This window comes from Curtobacterium luteum (genome assembly GCF_014646995.1).
Taxonomy (GTDB): Bacteria; Actinomycetota; Actinomycetes; order Actinomycetales; family Microbacteriaceae; genus Curtobacterium; species Curtobacterium luteum.
On the sequence record NZ_BMOI01000005.1, the window covers coordinates 14,955 to 33,635 of the forward strand.

At 71.4% G+C, this 18,681-nt stretch carries 14 protein-coding genes and 3 pseudogenes; 8 read left to right on the plus strand and 9 right to left on the minus strand.

All coding sequences use genetic code 11. The annotated features are described in order from the left end of the window. Positions 1–224 precede the first annotated feature (224 nt). Positions 225–1,170, plus strand: a pseudogene (locus IEY20_RS06995) (TerC/Alx family metal homeostasis membrane protein). Here IEY20_RS06995 and IEY20_RS07000 read toward each other — a convergent pair. Continuing rightward, the gene (locus IEY20_RS07000; RefSeq protein WP_175327314.1) at positions 1,087–2,421 is read right to left on the minus strand and encodes a lipopolysaccharide biosynthesis protein; all 1,335 of its coding nucleotides are present in this window, start codon (positions 2,419–2,421) and stop codon (positions 1,087–1,089) included. The pseudogene IEY20_RS06995 and the gene IEY20_RS07000 overlap by 84 nt on opposite strands. Before the next feature lie 378 nt (positions 2,422–2,799). Continuing rightward, positions 2,800–4,464, minus strand: coding sequence for an HAD family acid phosphatase (locus IEY20_RS07005; RefSeq protein ID WP_175327313.1), 1,665 nt, complete (start codon positions 4,462–4,464; stop codon positions 2,800–2,802). Between the two features lie 245 nt (positions 4,465–4,709). On the opposite strand from IEY20_RS07005, the gene IEY20_RS07010 reads away from it, so the two are divergent. The 4 genes and pseudogenes from IEY20_RS07010 to IEY20_RS07025 all read left to right on the plus strand — a co-directional run bounded on the left by IEY20_RS07010 (position 4,710) and on the right by IEY20_RS07025 (position 10,117). Beyond that, complete coding sequence (locus IEY20_RS07010; RefSeq protein WP_175327312.1) at positions 4,710–5,351, plus strand: RodZ family helix-turn-helix domain-containing protein; 642 nt, start codon at positions 4,710–4,712, stop codon at positions 5,349–5,351. A 161-nt stretch (positions 5,352–5,512) separates the two neighbouring features. Then, positions 5,513–6,190 (plus strand): annotated as a pseudogene (locus tag IEY20_RS07015) (response regulator transcription factor). After that, entirely contained in the window at positions 6,183–8,021 is a 1,839-nt protein-coding gene (locus tag IEY20_RS17270) for a HAMP domain-containing sensor histidine kinase (protein WP_268239145.1), read from the plus strand. The pseudogene IEY20_RS07015 and the gene IEY20_RS17270 overlap by 8 nt, the downstream one beginning before the upstream one ends. 89 nt (positions 8,022–8,110) lie before the next feature. Next, positions 8,111–10,117 carry a potassium transporter Kup gene (locus IEY20_RS07025; RefSeq protein ID WP_229727926.1) on the plus strand — a complete coding sequence of 669 codons (2,007 nt, stop codon included), beginning with the start codon at positions 8,111–8,113 and terminating at the stop codon, positions 10,115–10,117. A 43-nt stretch (positions 10,118–10,160) separates the two neighbouring features. Here IEY20_RS07025 and IEY20_RS07030 read toward each other — a convergent pair whose 3' ends face one another. From IEY20_RS07030 to IEY20_RS07035, 3 genes are all read right to left on the minus strand, one after another. Beyond that, on the minus strand, positions 10,161–11,036 hold the full coding sequence (locus tag IEY20_RS07030) for a DUF808 domain-containing protein (protein WP_175327310.1): 876 nt from the start codon (positions 11,034–11,036) through the stop codon (positions 10,161–10,163). 149 nt (positions 11,037–11,185) lie between these two features. After that, on the minus strand, positions 11,186–11,311 hold the full coding sequence (locus IEY20_RS17275) for a hypothetical protein (RefSeq protein ID WP_268239146.1): 126 nt from the start codon (positions 11,309–11,311) through the stop codon (positions 11,186–11,188). Between the two features lie 75 nt (positions 11,312–11,386). Then, complete coding sequence (locus IEY20_RS07035; protein ID WP_022904157.1) at positions 11,387–11,599, minus strand: hypothetical protein; 213 nt, start codon at positions 11,597–11,599, stop codon at positions 11,387–11,389. 63 nt (positions 11,600–11,662) lie between these two features. Between IEY20_RS07035 and IEY20_RS07040 the strand changes: the two genes are divergently transcribed. After that, positions 11,663–11,926, plus strand: coding sequence for a hypothetical protein (locus tag IEY20_RS07040; RefSeq protein WP_175327309.1), 264 nt, complete (start codon positions 11,663–11,665; stop codon positions 11,924–11,926). 3 nt (positions 11,927–11,929) lie between these two features. On the opposite strand, the gene IEY20_RS07045 is transcribed toward IEY20_RS07040, so the two are convergent. From IEY20_RS07045 to IEY20_RS07060, 4 genes and pseudogenes are all read right to left on the minus strand, one after another. Then, complete coding sequence (locus IEY20_RS07045) at positions 11,930–12,364, minus strand: VOC family protein (RefSeq protein ID WP_022904159.1); 435 nt, start codon at positions 12,362–12,364, stop codon at positions 11,930–11,932. Next, positions 12,361–12,846 (minus strand): VOC family protein, encoded by a 486-nt coding sequence (locus tag IEY20_RS07050; protein WP_229727928.1) that lies wholly within the window; start codon positions 12,844–12,846, stop codon positions 12,361–12,363. The genes IEY20_RS07045 and IEY20_RS07050 overlap by 4 nt, the downstream gene beginning before the upstream one ends. 177 nt (positions 12,847–13,023) lie before the next feature. Then, positions 13,024–13,623: a TetR/AcrR family transcriptional regulator gene (locus tag IEY20_RS07055; RefSeq protein ID WP_022904161.1), complete on the minus strand. Its 600-nt coding sequence runs from the start codon at positions 13,621–13,623 to the stop codon at positions 13,024–13,026. Positions 13,624–13,712: 89 nt separating this feature from the next. Continuing rightward, positions 13,713–15,879: pseudogene (locus tag IEY20_RS07060) on the minus strand (MDR family MFS transporter). 119 nt (positions 15,880–15,998) lie between these two features. On the opposite strand from IEY20_RS07060, the gene IEY20_RS07065 reads away from it, so the two are divergent. Both IEY20_RS07065 and IEY20_RS07070 read left to right on the plus strand, forming a co-directional pair. Next, positions 15,999–16,475, plus strand: coding sequence for a MarR family winged helix-turn-helix transcriptional regulator (locus tag IEY20_RS07065; protein WP_022904162.1), 477 nt, complete (start codon positions 15,999–16,001; stop codon positions 16,473–16,475). A gap of 135 nt (positions 16,476–16,610) precedes the next feature. Then, positions 16,611–18,485, plus strand: a complete 1,875-nt coding sequence (locus tag IEY20_RS07070; protein ID WP_229727930.1) for a DEAD/DEAH box helicase — start codon at positions 16,611–16,613, stop codon at positions 18,483–18,485. Positions 18,486–18,681 lie beyond the last annotated feature (196 nt).

The window sequence follows — 18,681 nt, forward strand, 5'->3', positions numbered from 1 at the left end:
CTCGAGTCACCCTGCTCGGGCCGGGACGGCGCCCTCGGTTCCCGCGTTCCCCGTCGGTGATCCCGTCCCGGACCGTCCACGGCGATCGCCGCCGGTCGGACCTGAACGCTTCCACGGGTAGGATCGCGCAGGTGCCGGACGGCCCCCCGCTCGGGTGGAGCAGGTCGTCGGTCACGGAAGGACGTCGCGTGCCGGACCTGCCCATCGTGTTCGAGATCGGGTCGATGGTCGTCGTCGTCGTGATCCTGCTCGCCGACCTGGTGATCGTCGCCCGGCGGTCGCACGAACCGACGATGCGGGAGTCCGGGCTCTGGGTCGGCTTCTACGTCGGCCTGGCGCTGCTGTTCGCGCTGGCGATGCTGGTGTTCGCCGGGGGCGACGCCGCCGGGGCAGTTCCTCGCCGGCTGGTTGACCGAGTACAGCCTCAGCATCGACAACCTGTTCGTCTTCGTCATCATCATGGCGCGCTTCGCCGTGCCCAAGCCGATCCAGCAGGCCGTGCTCATGATGGGCATCATCATCGCGCTCGTCCTGCGCGGGGTGTTCATCCTGCTCGGGGCGCGCCTGATCGAGGACTTCTCCTGGATCTTCTACCTGTTCGGCGCGTGGCTGATCTGGACCGCGATCCAGCAGGTCCGCGAGGACCACGACGACGAGGAGCAGCAGGACTCGTTCGTCGTCCGGCTGCTGCGCCGACGCGTCCGGGTGACCGACACCTACGACGGCATCCGGCTTCGCACGCACGTCGACGGACACCGGCACTTCACGCCGATGCTCGTCGTGCTCATCGCGATCGGCACCACCGACCTGCTCTTCGCGCTCGACTCGATCCCCGCGATCTTCGGCATCACGGAGAGCGCGTTCATCGTCTTCACCGCGAACGTCTTCGCGCTCATGGGGCTCCGGCAGCTCTACTTCCTGCTCGGCGGACTGCTCGAGAAGCTGGTCTACCTCAAGTACGGCATCGCCCTGATCCTGGCGTTCATCGGCGTGAAGCTCGTCCTCCACGCCCTGCACGAGAACGAGCTGCCGTTCCTGAACGGCGGACACGGCGTCGCGTGGGCGCCGGAGATCGGGACGTGGACCTCACTCGCGGTGATCGTCGTCGCGATCGGCGGGGCCACCCTCGCGAGCGTGCTCCGGATGCGCCACCAGCCCGTCGAGCGCTGAGGCACCCGGGTCCCGGCCCGGGGTCGTCGGACGACGGAGGCCGAGGACGACGACGGCGACGAGGTTCACGGCGCTGCCCACGAGGAACCCGGTGCTGCCTGCCGCGACCCCGGTCGTCGGCGCGAGCACGGCCATGAGCACGACGCCGACGACGAACCCCGTCACCGACGCGAGCGCCACCTGTCGCGACCGTCCGGCCGCGAGCAGCAGGGCGGCGGGGACGAGCGACACCGTGAAGACCCAGACGCCGAGCACGAGGAACCGCAGGTCGGCCACCGCGGCAACTCCTTCGCCGGGGTAGAACAGCGGCAGGAACCAGTCGGCGAGCAGCGCGACGAGGCCGAACAGGGCGGCCGTCGCGGCCGAGAACCCTGCCACGAACCGCCACGCGCCCGGGCTCCGCAGCGTCGACTCCTCGGCCCGGTGCGCGAACGCCGGCACGACGACCTGGGCGACGGCCTGTCCGACCATCGAGGCAGGCGTGGCCAGGGAGAACGCGGCGGCGTACACGCCCGCGTCTCGGGGTGATGCGCTCACCTGGGCGGTGATCATGGCCAGCTGCAGCAGACCGTTCGTGGTGAGGCCGGCGAGGACGTTCCAGGCGGCGAACCGCAGCACGCCCCGGGTGGGTTGCTGCCCGGCGGTCCCTGCCGTCCCGCGCGGCCAGCACGCGACCGCGAACACCGTGTAGCCGATGCCGAGCGGGAGCAGCACGACGGGCTCGGCCCGGGTCACGCACGCGAGGACGAGCAGCGCGAGCGTCAGGGTGCTCGTCAGCGCGTCCCAGACCGCCACGCGCCGTGGGCGGTCGTGGCCGAGCTGCGCGCCGCGGGCGTACACGTAGAGTCCGTAGCCGACGACGACCGACACACCACCGAGGACCGTGCCGGGGGCGTTGCCCCATGCGATCGCGACCGGGACCGTCAGCGCTGCGAGCACGACGGACGCGAGCAGCATCGAGCCGCCGAGCCGTCGGTTCACGGCGGTGTCCGACCGGCCGTTGCGCATCGCGATCGCGAGGGAGCGGGACGCCGTGTTGCCCGCGGCGGACGGCCACAGCAGGGCGGCGAAGACGGCGAGCGAGAGGAGCGCCGAGGACTGGCCGAGCGCCTCCGTGCCGAACACCCGGCCGATGACGACCGTGAGGATCAGCTTCGCGGCACCCTGGACGCCGATCCCGACGGTCGACAGCAGTGCCGCGGAGGCGACGCCGGACCGCGGGCCCGGAGCGGTCGGCGGTTCGCTGCTCACGGGTACAGGAGCGTACCGGCCGACGGGTGCACCCGTCCGACGAGGGGGATCAGTGCCGACGTCGGCTGGACAGCAGTCCGCCGATGACGACGGCCGCCGCCACGCAGAAGATGATGAGCGTCGGGACGTCGAAGCCGTCCAGGTTCATGGTGTGTCCTCCAGGTCGGCTCCGACGGTAGGCCGCCGGACCTGTGGGCGACGGGTGCTTCCGAAGCGGAGCCTGAGGACTCGTGGAGCGTCGGTCGCGATGCGACCGCGGGACGGACGGGAGGGCCGCGACGGGACCGTGGGCCGGGAGGCGCGCGGCGCGACCGCGGGACGGACGGGAGGCCCGTGGCGGGTCCGCCACGGGCCTCCCGGCCGGTGCCTGGTCGCGGATCAGGGCAGGTAGTACGTCGGGTTCGGCAGCTTGACGCTCCGGTCGGCGGAGCCGCCGATGAGGTCGCTGTACTGGTCGCCGAAGTTCGCCACGACGTCGTAGTGCCCGCCGGCACGCGACTCGATGTGCGCGCGGGTCTGCGACTTGTACTCGATCGTGGTGCACTTCGCGGTCGCGCACGAGATGTACGACGGCTGCTGCGAGGCGCCCGTGCCGGTCCACTTCGTGTAGTACGTGCGGTTGCCGTCCTGCTCGGCGGCGAACTGCGGGTACCCGACCTTCTGGAGGTTCTCGATCGTGGCGGTCTGCTGCGCCTCGTTGCGGCCGGTGAGCCCGATGATCGTGCAGCCCGAGCGCTCCGCGACGGACACGAGGGAGGTCATCGACGGGGTCGCCGGGAAGCGCTCGTCCTGCACCCACTCGTCCTGGAGCGTCGGGTCGAACACGAAGTGCATGTCCGCGACCTCCATGTCGTACGTCCACAGGGTGGTGTCGTCGGCGTCGAGGACGATGGCCGGGTTGCGGTGGTGGCGCGACGCCACCGCGCACTGCGTGGCGACGATCGGCACCTGCTTCCGCACGATGGAGCGCATCTCGCGGATGTACGGGCTGTCGGCCTTGTCCGCGATCCCGGTGCCGGGGTCGCCGTAGTACGTGGCGATGGTCTTCTTGACGGAGTCGATGTTCGGGATGCCCTCGCCGCCCTGCGTCGCACCGGAGGAGCCGTCGGCCGCCATCCGGAAGTGCGTGCGCGGTGCCAGCCGGGGCTCGCTGAGCCCGGGCAGGTCAGTGGACGGCAGGAAGTACGTCGGGTTCGGGAGCTTGACCTGCTCCTCGGCGTACCCGCCCTGCAGGTCGGACCACTGGTCGCCGAGGTTGTCGACGATCGTGTAGCCGAGGTCCTGCTCGATGTGCTTCCGGGTCAGCGCCTTGTACTCGACGGTGGTGCACGAGGCCGCGGCGCACTGCACGTACGACGGCTGCTGGGACGCACCCTTGCCCGTCCACTTCGTGAAGTAGTGGTCCGAGGTGAAGCCCTGGTAGCCGACCTTCTCGAGGTTGGCGATCGTCGCGGCCTTCTGGTCGTCGTTCCGGCCGGTGAGGCCGAAGATCGTGAAGCCCATCGCCTTCGCGGTGTTCACGTACGACACCATCGCGGGCACGGCCGGGAAGCGCTGGTCCTGGACCCAGACGTCCTGCTCGGTCGGGGAGAACACGAAGTGCATGTCCGCGACCTCCATGTCGTACGTCCACAGCGTGGTGTCGTCGGCGTCGAGGACGATCGCGGGCTTCTCGTGCTTCGCGACCGCGCGGCGGTACTCGCCCCGGAGCTCCTTCGTCTGCTTCGTCATGATCGACCGCATCTCGCGGATGTACGGGCTGTCGACCTTGTCCGCGATGCCGGTGCCGGGGTCGCCGTAGTACGTGGCGATGGTCTTCTTGACGGAGTCGATGTTCGGGATGCCCTCGCCGCCCTGGGTCGCACCGGACGAGCCGTCGGCCGCCATCGTGAACGAGGTGCGCGGGGTGAGGTGGCCGTCGTGGTGGCCGTGGTCGTGCCCAGGGTGTGCGCTGGCGGAGAGGCTGCCGGTCAGGACGGAGCCGGCGACGAGCGCGGCCGTGGTCGTGGTGACGAGCACGGTGCGGCGGATCGGGAAGGGCATCGGTGTCGCTTTCGATCGGTGGAGTGGCCCTCGAAGGGGGCACGACGACGACGGTAGCTGGGAGAACGCCCAGAGTCCAGTACCGGGGTGGTACTGGTTGCGGACGTGGCGAGGAAGAACGACGGCCGCGGTTCGGTGCGCTGAAGCGGGCTTCAGTTCGCTTCAGCACGGGTTCAGTGCCTGCTCGCGATGGTTACGGCATCCCTTCCGGTTCGTCGGAGAACCGGTCCCGTCAGGAGGACGTCATGACCAAGCACATCGCACACGCAAGCCGCTGGATCGTCGGGGGCGTCGCTGCTGCGGCCCTCGCGTTCGGCGGCGCCGGAGTGGCCTTCGCCGCGCAGGGCGCCGACGACCCGGCGCCGAGGGCGACCCCCTCGACGATCAGCACCCCGGCTCCGCTCACCGCGACGACCTCGCCCGTCGCGACGGCATCGCCGACGGTGTCCTCGCCGGCACCGTCCTCGGGGTCGACGGCCCGACCGGACGACCACGGGGTGCACGCGCCGGGGACGGACGACCACGGGGTGCACGCGCCGGGGACGGACGACCACGGGGTGCACGCGCCGGGGACGGACGACCACGGGGTGCACGCGCCGGGGACCGACGACCACGGCGGCCAGGCGACGGCGACGGCGACGGCGGCCGCTCCCGGTGCTGGTGCTGGCGCTGTCGCTGGCGGGGAGGACCACGCGGCCACGGAGCGGCGCGGCCGGGGTGGTGCGGAGGACGCCGCGAGCCACCGGAGCGGCGAGCACGGGGCTGACGACGACCACGGCAGCCACCACAGCGACGATGACGGCGACCACCGCGGCGGCGATGACCACGGTGGAGACCAGCGCGGCGGCGACGACCACAGCGGTTCGGGCCACGGAGCCGACGACTGAACAGCAGTGCGGGGCGGTGCGGGGCGGTGCGCGGCAGGACCGGTTGCGGTGGTCCACATCGGTCCGCCCCGCCCGTCGGGGCCTGGTCCGGTGGGCCCTGGACCAGCATGATGGTGGACGGGCGCCCCTCCGGGCAGTTCGTCGGCAGGAGGTGGTGACAGGTGCGAGTACTGGTGGTCGAGGACCAGGCCGGCCTTGCGGACGGTCTTCGGATCGGGTTCGAGGCAGAGGGCTTCGCGGTGGACATCGCGACGAACGGCACCGACGGCCTCTGGATGGCCCGTGAGACCCGCTTCGACGTCATCGTGCTCGATGTGATGCTGCCGGGCATGAGCGGCTACAGCGTCTGCCGAGAACTCCGCGCCGAGGGCAACTGGGTGCCGATCCTCATGCTGACCGCCAAGTCGGGGGAGTGAGACCAGGTCGAGGGGCTCGACACCGGAGCGGACGACTACCTGACGAAGCCGTTCTCGTTCGCCGTGCTCCTCGCACACGTCCGAGCGTTGATCCGACGCGGAGCACGTGAGCGTCCGGCCGAACTGCGTGCGGGCGACCTCTGCCTCGACCCCGCGCGACGCGAGTTGCGGCGCGGCGACGACCTCGTCCCGTTGACCGCCCGGGAGTTCTCGGTGATGGAGTTCCTCATGCGGCACGCGGGCGACGTCGTCACGAAGCGGGCCGTGCTCGAGGGGGTCTGGAACGACGACTTCGACGGCGACCCCAACATCGTCGAGGTCTACGTCGGCCACCTCCGCAACAAGGTCGACCGCCCGTTCGGACGGTCCGCCATCCTCACGGTGCGCGGCGCCGGGTACCGGTTGGCGGCCGACGGTGGCTGATCGTCCCCGGTTCCGCTTGCGGAACCCGTCCCTGCGCTTCCGGATCACCCTCTCGGCCGTCGCGGTGGTCGGGGTCACGCTCGTCGTCGCCTCGACGGTCTTCGCGGTCGTCCAGGCCGCGGTGCTCGACCAGGGGGTGACGAGCCGGGCGACCGCTGCCGCCGACCGGGTCCTGGCGCAGCTCGAGGCCGGAGCGTCACCGGCGTCGGCGGTCGGTGTGGCGCGCGCGTCGCTCGCGGAGGACGGGTTCGTCGTCGTGCAGTCGGCGGACAGCGCGCGGGTCCTCGCGTCCGGCGGCGACCCGGCAGCGGTCCGTGCCTACACGCCGCGGGCCGACGGTGATCCTGGGTCGTCGATGCGCTTCGGCTCGCGCGTCTACCGTCTCGCCTCCAGTGGCGCGACCGACCGGAGCACGCCGGCACCGACGGTCACCGTCGCACCACCCGGGTCCGAGGACTCCGGCGGCGGCCGGGGCGGGGGGAGCGACGACTCCGGTGTCAGCGGGGCACCCAGCGGGGGCTCGGACGACACCGGCGGGTCCGGTGGGGGGTCGGACGACTCCGGCGGCGGCTCGCGTGGCGGCTCCGGCGGCGGTTCGGACGACACCGGCGGGTCCGGCGGGAGTTCGGACGACTCCGGCGGTGGTTCGGGTTCCGGCGGTGGTTCGGGGTCCAGCGGTGGTTCGGGTTCCGGTGACGTGTCCGGGACGGCCGACATCTCGGGACACGGCGGTCACGGGAGCGACGACGCTGCTGCGGGGGACGGTGGGGCGACACGCCTGGTGTCGTTCGACCGTGCCACCGCGGCCACCGGGAGGCCGAGCGAGGACTCGGCGACCGCAGCATCCGACTACCTCGTCGTCGCCGGGCTCTCCACGGAGTCGACGGACGCGGTGACGAGCGCGACCCGGACGATCCTGGTCGTCGCGGTGCCGCTCCTCCTGCTCGTCATGGGAGCGACGACCTGGTTCGTCGTCGGCCGCGCCCTCCGCCCGGTCGAACGGATGCGCCGACAGGTCGCCGGCATCACCGCCGCACACCTCTCGGAGCGGGTCCCCGATCCCGGCGGCGCGGACGAGGTCGCCCGGCTCGCAGCGACCCTCAACGCGATGCTCGACCGGCTCGATGCGTCGGCGGCCGCACAGCGACGGTTCGTGTCCGATGCTTCGCACGAGCTCCGGTCGCCCCTCGCCGTGATGCGCCAGCACGCGGAGGTCGCGAAGGCGTACCCGGACCGGCTGCCGCAGGACCGCCTCGCGGACACCGTCCTGCACGAGGGCACCCGCCTCGCCGACCTCGTCTCGGCGATGCTCGTCCTGGCGAAGACGGACGAGGGCGCCCTGCCGGTGGCCCGCGAGGACGTCGACCTCGACGACCTCGTCGGCGCGGAGGCCGCCCGGCTGCGGACCACCGGCCGGCTGCGGGTCGACTCCGCACGGGTGCGCGCCGTCCGTGTGACCGGCGACCCGGGCCTCCTCGCACAGCTCCTCCGGAACCTCGCCGACAACGCCGCGCGGCACGCGACCTCGACCGTCGCGTTCGAGCTCGGCACCGCGGGAGCCCACCTGGCGGTCCTGGCGGTCGAGGACGACGGAGCGGGCATCGCCGACACCGACCGCGAGCGCGTGTTCGACCGGTTCGTCCGGCTCGACGAAGCCCGCGCCCGGGAGTCCGGCGGCTCCGGACTCGGCCTCGCGATCGTCCGCGGCATCGTCGAGGCACACGGCGGTTCCGTGCACGTCGAGCGAGCGGCGCTGGGCGGCGCGCGCTTCGTCGTGACGCTGCCGCTCGCCGAGGCCGATCCGGCGGCCGGGGACGACGCCGACGCCTGATGTGCGCCACCTGCGAGCGCACGGCCCGCGCTGGTGCGAGGATGATCCGCGGTCGTCGCCCGGGCGACCACGCAACGGAAGAGACGAGCGTGACCGAGACCCGCTCTCACACACCCGCGACCGGCTCCGGCCCCGCCGCCGGTACCGCCGCCGACAACGCTGCCGTCAACGCCGCGGGCGGCTCCGGCGACGACGCCGGACACGGCCCCGGCAAGGGCGTCGCCGCACTCGCACTCGCAGCCCTCGGTGTCGTCTTCGGCGACATCGGTACCAGTCCGCTCTACGCACTCCGGACCGTGTTCACCATCGACGGCGGCATCGTCAAGGCCAACGAGGAGGACGTCTACGGCGTCATCTCGATGATGTTCTGGAGCGTCACGATCATCGTGTCGATCAAGTACGTCCTCGTCCTCATGCGCGCCGACAACAACGGGGAGGGCGGGGTGATGGCGCTCGCCGCCCTCGCCCGTCGGCTGTACGCGAAGCGGCGGGGCGGCGCGACGATCTTCCTCGTGATCGGCATCGTCGGCGTCTCGCTGTTCTACGGCGACTCGGTGATCACTCCAGCGGTGTCGGTGCTCTCCGCGGTCGAGGGGCTCCAGACCGCCACACCGAGCATCGAGCACCTCATCGTCCCGATCGCCGCGGTCATCCTGGTGGTGCTGTTCGCCGTGCAGCGCTTCGGCACCGGCAAGGTCGGCAACCTCTTCGGCCCGGTGATGCTGCTCTGGTTCCTCGTGATCGCCGCGGCCGGCGTCCCGCACATCCTGCAGGACCCTGGCGTCCTGCAGGGGCTCTCGCCGACCTTCGCGATCCAGTTCCTGATCGCCCATCCGTACATCACCTTCGTCGCCATGGGTGCCGTCGTCCTGGTCATCACCGGCGCCGAGGCGCTCTACGCCGACATGGGGCACTTCGGACGGAAGCCGATCCTCCGCGCCTGGTTCTTCGTCGTGTTCCCCGCGCTCGTGCTGAACTACCTCGGCCAGGCCTCGCTCGTCCTCCGTGACCCGTCGGCCGCGAAGGACCCGTTCTTCCTGCTCTTCCCCAGCGGACTGCAGCTGCCCGTCGTGGTGCTCGCGACCGCCGCGACCGTGATCGCCAGCCAGGCGGTCATCTCCGGGGCGTTCTCGCTCAGCCGCCAGGCCGTGCAACTCGGGCTGCTGCCGCCGCTGACGATCCGGCAGACCTCCCGGCAGGAAGGCGGCCAGATCTACCTGCCGGCCGTGAACCTCCTCCTGTTCATCGGTGTCATGGCCGTGATGCTCACGTTTCGCTCCTCGGCGAGCCTCGCGACCGCGTACGGCGTGTCGGTCACCGGGGCGCTCGTCGTCGACACCCTCCTGCTGCTGCTCGTGGTCAAGCCGCTGTGGCACTGGGCGACGTGGAAGCTCGTCCTCGCGGCCGTCGTGTTCGGCGGGCTCGAGCTGACGTTCCTCGCGGGCAACCTCTCGAAGATCGTGCACGGTGGCTGGGTCCCGCTCCTCATCGCCCTGGCGGTGATCACGCTCATGACGACGTGGCGCCGCGGCCGGCAGCTCGTGCAGGAGGAGCGCAAGGAACGCGAGGGCTCGCTCGCCGACTTCATCGAGAAGATCAACACCAAGGGCATCCCGCGCGTCCAGGGCATCGCGGTGTTCCCGCACCCGAACAAGGAGACGACACCGCTCGCTCTCCGCGCGAACGTCGAGCACAACCACGTGGTGCACCGGACCGTCATCATCGTCTCGGTCATCACCGCGAACGTGCCGCACGTGCCGCACGCGAAGGCGTTCTTCCGCGACGACCTCGGCTACGAGGACGACGGCATCGACCACATCACGATCAAGTTCGGGTTCTCGGACGACCAGGACCTCCCGCGGGCGTTGCACGCGGCGTGCCTGGCCGAGGTCCTCGACCTGGACCCGGACGAGATGGAGCGTGCCTCGTTCTTCATCTCGCGCGGGGCGCTCCGGCCGCAGCCCGGCAACCGCGGCATGGTGAGCTGGCGGAAGAAGCTGTTCGTCGGGCTCGCGCACAACGCCGCCGACCCGGCGGCTCGCTTCGGTCTGCCGGCACAGCGCACGGTGACGATGGGCAGCGACGTCGAACTCTGACGCCCGCTCCGGCGCGAGCGCCGTCCGGCACGCGCCCGCCCCGTCAGTGCGCGCGACCCCGCAGCCGTCCGAAGCCGAGCACGACCCCGACGACGACCATGCCGAGCGCGAGACCGAGGACGGCCGAGACCGCGGTGTCGACGATCCACGTCACCACGGGCCCTGCGGCCTCGATGGCGTGTTCGACGGCGTGCAGCAGGTCGTCGGGCCCGTGCCAGAACGTCTCCGCGAGGTTCTGGATCACCAGATGGCCACCGACCCACAGCATCGCGACGGTCCCGACCACGCCGATCACCCGGAACACGGTGGGCATCGCACGGACCACCCGGGCGCCCGCCCGCCGGGTCGAGCGCGACGGGTTCTTCATCATCTGCAGCCCGATGTCGTCGATCTTCACGAGCAGCGCCACGGCGCCGTAGACCGCGAGGGTCATCACCAGACCGATGACGAGCAGCGCGCCGACCGTCGGCCAGAACCCCAGGTCGGGATCGAGTCCGGCGAGCGCGATGAGCATGATCTCGGTGCTGAGGATGAGGTCCGTGCGGATGGCGCCGAACACGAGCTTCGGTTCGGTCGTCGGGGTCTCGGCGCCGGACTCGTGGTGCGTGCCGAACCACTCGGTGACCTTCTCGGCCCCCTCGAAGCAGAGGTACGTGCCGCCGATGAGGAGCAGCCACGGCAGCACCCACGGCGCGAACGCGGAGAGCAGGAGCGCCAGCGGGATGATGATGACGAACTTGTTGAACAGGCTGCCGAGCGCGATGCGCCCGACGACGGGGAGCTCCCGTGCCGGCGCGATCCCCTGCACGTACTGCGGCGTCACGGCGGCGTCGTCGATGACCACGCCCGCCGTCTTCGCACTCGCCTTCAGTGCGGCGGACAGGATGTCGTCGACGACCGCGAGCAACCCCGCTGACATGCTGATCTCCTCGTGCCGGACCAGCCGGTTGCTGTCCGACCGCTCAGCCTAGCGGCCGGGTGCTGCGCACGAACGGACGGGAGGCTCGGTGCCAGCCGGCACCGCGCCTCCCGTCCGTCAGGTGGTCGCGTGAGCGACCTCGGATCGCGTCAGCGACCGTCGTTGATGAGTCCGAGCCACCGACCGAAGCGCTGCTCCGGCGCGTCGTGCAGCGACGGCACGGGGCGGCAGCGCTTCTCGTCGCGGTCGGTCGGCTGGGGGTCGGTCTGGATCATGGCTCGCTCCTCGTGAGATCGGTGTTCATGTGTACGCCGGAGCGGCTGGGTCCATTCCCGGACCGTACGACCGCGTCACTCGACGTGGTCGGACGGTTCCTCGGTCTCGACGCCGGTCTCGGCCGCGCGGTCGCGGAGGTGGTCGGCCATGGATGCCGCGCCCTCGTGACCGTGGTCGTGCTCGACCTGCTCGATGAGGCCGTGGAGCTTCTCCTCGTTGGTCGCCTCCTCGGCGCCGTCCATGACGGGGTGGTGCTGTTCTTCGGGTTCTCCGTGGTGTTCACTCATGCGCGGGACCGTACGCGCCGTGACCCTGGGGTCGGGGTACACCGCACTCCGTATGCTCGCAACATGGCTGACTTCACCGCTGACCAGGCCGCCGTCGTCCGGATCACGCGTACCGAGGAGGGGCGGTGGGACCTCGCCGTCGTGAGCGACAGCGGCGTCGCGATGGGTCGTGGCGTGTACCTCTTCGACGCCGAGCACGACGACGAGATGGACGAGATCGCCGCCGCACGCGAGTTCGTCGGCCAGTACGGTTTCGACTTCGCGCCGGACACCGTGCAGGAGGAGGCACCGGACACGTTCTGGGCGCCGCTCGTCGCCGCGGGGTGAGGGTCAGTCGAGGCAGAACTCGTTGCCCTCGACGTCCTGCATCACGATGCACGATTCGTTCATGCCGTCCGCCGTCATGCGCCGGACCTGGGTCGCGCCGAGGGCCACCAGCCGTGCGCTCTCGGCGTCGAGGGCGGCCAGGCGCGCTGATCCGACCAACCCCGTGCCGACCCGGACGTCGAGGTGCACCCGGTTCTTGACGACCTTGTCCTCCGGGACGCGCTGGAAGAACAGCCGGGGGCCGATGCCGTTCGGGTCGTGGCAGGCGAACGCCGATCCCTGGTGTCCGGGCGGGAGCGACGCGTCGAACGCCGCCCAGTCCGCGAAGCCCGGTGGTGGCGGCGGGATGACGTAGCCGAGGACCGCGCACCAGAACCGTGCGACGCGCTCCGGCTCCGCGCAGTCGAAGGTCACCTGGACCTGGCGCACGACGCTCATGCGTCGGAGTCCGACCCCGAGGGTGTCCCGGCCCCGGCCCCGGCCCCGGCCCCGGCCCCGGCCCCGGTGTCCGCCACCGCCGCCGCCTCGTACCCGATGAGCCACGTGACGCCGAACGCGTCGCGCACCTGCCCGTCCCAGTCGCCCCACGGACGGCGTTGCAGCGGGTCGAGCACGACGCCGTCGACCGAGAGCGCCTCGAACCACCGGGTCAGTGTCTCCGGGTCGGCCGCGCCGAGCAGGGAGAACAGCAACCCCGACGAGCTGAACGACTCCTCGCCCTCGGCGGTGTCGGCCGCGAACAGCTCCAGGTCGCCGGCCAGCTGCCCGTGCGCGACCGCGTCGGGAGGGCCGTCGGTGCGGCCGAAGTCGCGGTAGGTGGCGGTGCGGACCTCGCCGCCGAAGACCTCGGACCACCGCTCGAGGGCGGCCCGAGCGGTGCCCGGGAACTGGAAGTACGGCGACGGACCCTTGGCGCGCATGCTGGGAGGGTACCGCTGGTGCCATCGGGCCGGAAGCGGTCGTGCCGAGCTTCCTGGTGCCTCCTGGCAGTCCTGGTCCGCGGAGCCCGGTGTTCGCGAACCGGAACTGCCACGGCGCGGCGAGGCGTCGCGGTCATCCGCGGCTCGGAGGCTCCTCCGGGCGCCGCGGGGCCGGCGTCAGGCCGTCGCGAGCGCAGCCATCTCGGCCACGACGGCACGGAGCCGCTCCCCGAGCTCGGCGGCGCTGCGCACCGTGTCGCGGTGCGCGACCTCGGACAGCGCGGACATCACGAGCGTGACCACCGTGCGGGCGGTCTGCTCGTCCGTCCGGGTCGTGAGGACCGCGAGCATGGCGTGCCGCGAGTCCGCCATCCACCGCATCACCGTCGGCGTCATCTCGGGGCGGTGCACGAGGAGTTCCTTCGTCCGGCTCCGGTCGGACGGCAGCGGGACGCTCCGCGCGACGAGCGTGCACACGTCGTCCACGAGCCGCCCCTCACCGTCGCGGAACGCCTCGGCGACGCGGTCCGGCGTGACGACGGTGTCGAGCCCGAGCGCAGCGTGCGCCTTCGACGTGAAGTAGTTGAAGAACGTCCGCGGCGACACATCGGCGTCGGCGCAGATCTGCTCGACCGTGACGCCGTCGAGCCCGTGCTCGAGGACACGGCCGAGGGCGGCGTCGTGGATGGCCTGCCGGGTCTGCTGCTTCTTGCGTTCGCGGAGGGTGCAGGGCCCGGGGTCGACGACGGTGTCGAGTGCGGGCGCCGGGGTGGTCACGAGGGTGCTCCTGACGAGGTCGTTTGTTGGTGGTGGGGGGGTGTCGGGCCGTCCGTCCACGTTGCGACCCGGACGGACGGCCCGGTCGGTCACCGGCGGGTCGGGGTGGACCCGGTCGTCGGTGCGGACGTGACCGGCACGGAGCCCGTCATCGGTCCGGTGAAGGACCCGGCCTCGGCGGCGGCGAGACCGGCCTCGGCCTCCAGCTCCGCCTCGGCGGACAGGTCGGCCCGCTCCTGCAGCGCTGAACGCTGCCGCAGCGGCGGCACCCGGAAGAACCAGGTGAGCACGAACGCGAGGAGGATCACACCGAGCCCGACCCAGTAGATCGTCACCGACGAGGCGTTGAAGCCCGCCATGAACGGCCGCGTGAGTCGGCTGTCCGCACCGGTCAGGAACGAGGTGTCGTTCGCGCTCGACGCGGTGTCGCTCGTGCCCGATCCGTCCTCGATCTTCTTCGCCAGTGCCGGGGTGAGCTGGTCGACCCAGTACGAGCGCTGGGAGGCGTTCGACCAGTCGACGGAGACGGTGCCGTCCTGGACGGTGGCGTGCGCCTCGTCCGCGACGGCGGCGAGGGCCTGCTGCTCGGCGGCGGGGGTGGCCGCGGCGACCTGCTGGTCGATGACCTGCTGCGCTGCGGCGGCGGGCACCGCGCCCGCGGCGACCTGCTGCTGGACGGCCGCGGTCACCTGTTCCGTGACCGCAGCGTCGGCAGCGGTCGTCGCCTGCGCCGAGGCGTCGTCGAGCTTCGCCTGCACGCCGTCCTCGAGCGGGTTCACGATCGGCGTCCAGATCTTGTCCATGACGCCGCGGTTCTCCGCGGCCGAGGCCACCGTCGGGTTCGTCGCGGCTCCGAGCGCCGCGGAGAGGTCCTTCTGGTTCGCCGTCGCGTGCAGGATGTTCGCCGGCATCACGGAGAACAGCACGGAGAGCAGCACCGCGGTGCCGAGTGTGCCGCCGATCTGGCGGAAGAACGTGGCCGACGACGTCGCCACACCCATGTCCCGCGCCTCGACGGACCCCTGCGACGCGAGCGTCAGCGACTGCATCACCGAGCCGAGGCCGAGGCCGATCAGGAACATCCCGATCATGAGGAACCAGAGCGGCTTGTCGATCGTCATGAAGGTGAGGACGACGTAGCCGGTCGACACGAGGAACGTGCCGATCACCGGGAAGATCCGGTAGCGGCCGACCCGGGCCACGATCTGACCGGACGTGATCGAGGCGATCATCAGGCCACCGACGAGCGGCAGGGTCGCGAAGCCGGACTCGGTCGGGGTCAGGCCGACGACGATCTGCAGGTAGAGCGGGATGGTCAGCATGGCGCCGAACATCGCGAAGCCGACGAGGAACCCGATCACGGTGGCCATCGAGAACGTGCCGGAGCGGAACAGCTTCAGCGGGATGATCGCCGCGTCGCCCATCTTCGACTCGACGAGCAGCAGCCCGACCAGTCCGACGACGCCGATGACGTAGCAGGCCACGGCAGCCGGCGAGCCCCAGCCCCAGGTGCGGCCCTGCTCGGCGACGAGGAGCAGCGGGACGAGCGTGACGATGACCGCGGTCGCACCCCACCAGTCGACGACCGGCTTGTCGGACCCGCCGTGCACCTTCGGCAGGTGCAGGAAGACGATGACCATGATCAGCGCCGCGATGCCGATCGGCACGTTGATGAGGAGCACCCAGCGCCAGCCCGTGATCCACAGGATCTCGGAGGAGCCGGCGAGCAGACCGCCGATGAGCGGCCCGATCACGGAGGAGATGCCGAAGACCGCGAGGAAGTAGCCCTGGTACTTCGCACGCTCCCGGGGGGGCGAGGATGTCGCCCATGATCGCCAGGGGGAGCGACATGAGCGCACCGGCGCCGATGCCCTGCACGGCCCGGAAGCCGGCGAGCATGATCATCGAGGTCGATATGGACGACAGGACGGCGCCGAGGATGAAGACGACGATGCCGAAGATGTAGAGCGGCCGGCGGCCGAAGATGTCGGAGAGCTTGCCGTAGATGGGCGTGGCGATCGTGGAGGTGATGAGGTACGCCGTCGTGACCCAGGCCTGCTGGTCGAGCCCGTGCAGGTCGTCACCGATCGTCCGGATCGCGGTGCCGAAGACGGTCTGGCCGAGCGACGACAGGAACATGCCCGCCATCAGGCCGTAGATGACGAGGAGGATCTGGCGGTGGGTCATCAGCGGCTGCTGACCGGCCCCACCTGCGGCCGCGGGGGCCTGCACCGAGACGGGTGCGGTGGCTGTCATCGAGCTCCTTGGATCAAGCTGCGCGAACCGGGGTTACGCGCTGTGAAAGTTTGCAGACCGCGCAACGATACATCCGTTGCGTTCTGGAAGCAACTAAATCCTCCGGGTACGCTGGCGCAGTGAACGAGGACCGGGCCGCCGCCGAGCGACTCCTGCGATCCCAGCTCGACCGACTCTGGGTCCGGCAGACGATCCGCGCATCGCTCATCGAGTCGCGCGGGGGGCTCGACCCGACGGCGCGGGTGATCCTGCGAGCCGTCGAGCACATCGGTGCCGTGCGCTCCACGGCGATCGCCGACGCGACCGGGCTGTCGCGGCCGGTCATCAGCCGCCGGGTGGCGTCCCTCGTCGACGCCGGCTTCCTCTCGACCGCGCCGGACCCGGCGGACGGCCGCGCGGCGCTCCTCTCGCTCGCGCCGCTCGGCGTCGAGGTCCTCGACCAGCTGGACCTCGCCGGCGCCGAGGTGTTCGACGACCTCACCGGGGTCTTCGCCGCGGAGGAGCTCCGGCAGCTGGCCGGGCTGCTCGAACGGCTCAACGACCAGGCCGACGTCCTGTTCGGGGTGGGCGCGGCTGCACGCGACGCGGCCTCCTGACCGCGCGTCGCGTCAGCGCGGCGTCACCACGGGACGGACTGGAGGCGCGGTGCGGGCCCGCCCCGCGCCTCCAGGCCGGTGGAGGGTACGCCGCGCATTCACTCTCCGTGCCACATCCGGGATACCGTTCTCCCCATGAGCACCGAGAACACCAGCACTGCCGAGACCGTCGACGAGGGGCCCGTGGTGACCTTCGCCGACCTCGGCCTGAGTGACCAGGTGCTCAAGGCCGTCAAGGACATCGGCTACGAGACGCCGTCCGCGATCCAGGAAGCCACCATCCCGACGCTCCTCGAGGGCCGCGACGTCGTCGGTCTCGCGCAGACCGGTACCGGCAAGACCGCCGCGTTCGCGCTGCCGATCCTGTCGCGGATGGAGTCCGGCGCGAAGGTGCCGCAGGCCCTCGTGCTGTCCCCGACGCGCGAGCTCGCGCTCCAGGTCTGCGAGGCCTTCGAGCAGTTCGCCTCGCACATGAAGCACGTGCACGTCCTGCCCGTGTACGGCGGTCAGGCGTACGGCGTGCAGCTCTCGGCGCTCCGTCGCGGCGTCGACGTCGTCGTCGGCACGCCCGGTCGCATCATGGACCACATCGCCAAGGGCACGCTCGACCTGTCCGAGCTGAAGTACCTCGTGCTCGACGAGGCCGACGAGATGCTCAAGATGGGCTTCGCCGAGGACGTCGAGACGATCCTCGCCGAGACGCCGGACGACAAGCAGGTCGCGCTGTTCTCGGCGACGATGCCCGCGCAGATCCGTCGCATCTCGCAGCAGTACCTCACGGACCCGGCCGAGATCACGGTCAAGACCAAGACGAAGACCGCGGCGAACATCACGCAGCGCTACCTCATGGTGTCGTACCCGCAGAAGGTCGACGCCCTCACCCGCATCCTCGAGGTCGAGGACTTCGAGGGCATGATCATCTTCGTCCGCACCAAGAGCGAGACCGAGACGCTCGCCGAGAAGCTCCGCGCCCGCGGGTACGCCGCGGCCGCCATCAGCGGCGACGTCGCCCAGGCCCAGCGTGAGCGGACCGTGAACCAGCTGGAGTCCGGCAAGCTCGACATCCTCGTCGCCACCGACGTCGCTGCCCGTGGTCTCGACGTCGACCGCATCACGCACGTCGTGAACTTCGACATCCCGGTCGACATCGAGTCGTACGTCCACCGCATCGGCCGCACCGGTCGCGCCGGCCGCAAGGGCGACTCGATCAGCTTCGTCACGCCGCGTGAGCGCCGCCTGCTCTCCGCCATCGAGCGCCACACGAAGCAGCCGCTCACGCAGATGCAGCTCCCGACGATCGAGGACGTCAACGAGACGCGCCTGACCCGCTTCGACGACGCGATCACCGCGGCGCTCGAGCAGCAGGACCGCATCTCGGCGTTCCGCGACGTCATCGCGCACTACGTCCGCAACCACGACGTGCCCGCCGAGGACGTCTCCGCGGCCCTCGCCGTGGTGGCGCAGGGGGACGACCCGCTGCTGCTCGACCCGGAGTCGGACGAGCTCAGTGCTCGGGTCGGCCGGGACGGCGCTGCGGGTGCCCGCCGTGACCGGGACGACCGCGGTGACCGCGCCGACCGCGAGGACCGGGGTCCGCGTCGCTCGCAGCCGATGACGGCGTACCGCATCGAGGTCGGGCGTCGCCACCGGGTCGAGCCGCGCCAGATCGTCGGTGCGCTCGCCAACGAGGGCGGGCTGCGCCGTGACGACTTCGGCGCGATCCAGATCCGCCCGGACTTCTCCATCGTGGAGCTCCCGGCCGACATGGACGCGGGCGTGCTCGACCGGCTGTCGGACACCCGGATCAGCGGGAAGCTCATCGAGATCAAGCCGGACCGTCGTGGCGGTGGCGGTGGCGGCGGCGGTGGCCGTCGGTTCGACCGGGACGACCGGGGTCCGCGTGGCGGCGGTCGCTCGTACGACCGCGACGACCGGGGCCCGCGTGGCGGCGGTCGCTCGTACGACCGCGACGACCGGGACGACCGCGGGGGCCGCAAGCCGCGCCACTGAGTCGCGCCCGGTGCCGCGCCCGCCGCCCCGCCCGGTGCCGTCGTGCGCCGAGACTCGGCGTGGCCGACATGTCTCGCGCTCCGGGGCCCGAGACATGTCGGCCAGCCCGAGACTCGGGCACGCCAGCGCGAGACTCGGGCACGCCAGCGCGAGACTCGGGCACGCCTGCGTCCGCCAGCGCCCGCCCGCGCGCCCT